The organism is Planktothrix serta PCC 8927 (assembly GCF_900010725.2).
In the GTDB taxonomy this organism is placed as follows: Bacteria; Cyanobacteriota; Cyanobacteriia; order Cyanobacteriales; family Microcoleaceae; genus Planktothrix; species Planktothrix serta.
In genome coordinates this window covers 1-1032 of sequence record NZ_LR734911.1, presented here as the reverse complement: position 1 = coordinate 1032, position 1032 = coordinate 1, and the positions used below count along the sequence as shown (strand labels likewise).

Below are 1032 nucleotides of genomic sequence, written 5' to 3'. Positions count from 1 at the left end.
CCCTCCGCCTTTATTCTTAATTCTGATCCCCTCATTCCTGATGTTAAGCGCAGCGTTACCGTCACGGTCATGATGAGTATGGCAATTTGGACAATCCCATTCTCTGATATTCAGAGGTAGCACATCCACTATATGACCACAACAGGAACAAGTTTTGGAACTAGGAAAGAAGCGCTCAACTTCTATCAGTTCACCGTCTTTTTGTTGAAGTTTGTAGTCTATAAAATTAACAAACATTCCCCAACCTACATCAGATATAGCTTTTGATAACTTCCGGTTCTTAACCATCCCCTTGACATTGAGGTTTTCAACGACAATAATTTGGCTTTCATCTACCAACTTTCTTGATAATTTATGCAAGAAATCTTGGCGGGAATTGGCGATTTTCTCATGAACCTTAGCTACAATCTTTCTGAATCTCTCTCTCGATTTACTACCTTTAGTCTTCCGAGAGATTTTTTTCTGTTTTCGGGCTAGATTTTTTTGGTGACGATATAAATGTTTAGGGTTAGCGTATTTAGTTGCGTTATCTCCATCATGAACAATTGCAAAATCTTTCAACCCCAGATCAATACCGATAATTTTATCTCCCGACTGTTTAATATCAGTTCCTTCCACTTCACACAGAATTGAAGCAAAGTATTTATCAGTTGGAGTTTTTGAGATTGTTACGGTTTTAATCTTTCCCGTAACTTCTCGGTGAAATACCGCTTTGATTTCACCAATTTTAGGGATTTTTAGGTGTTCACCGTTAACAGTAACACTCTGGGGATATTGGATTGATTGCTTATGATGTTTAAATTTGAATCTAGGAAACTTAGCTCGTCCCTCAAAAAAGTTTTTATAAGCTTTATCCAAATTGATTGCTACACACTGCAAAACTGATGAGTAACAATCTTCCTTAAGCCAAGGATATTCTTTCTTGAGTTGAGGGAGCATTCCCTTATAGGTTGCTAGTTTTAAGCTTTTTCCTGTTTCTTGATAGTGCTGAATACAGGCATTTAAGGCAAAATTCCAATACCATCTTGCACA

General features: G+C 37.3%; 1 protein-coding gene. It reads right to left on the bottom strand.

What is annotated here, in order from left to right:
• Positions 1-1032 (bottom strand): RNA-guided endonuclease InsQ/TnpB family protein (locus PL8927_RS27600; RefSeq protein WP_083627099.1); only part of this gene is annotated, 1032 nt, incomplete at both ends.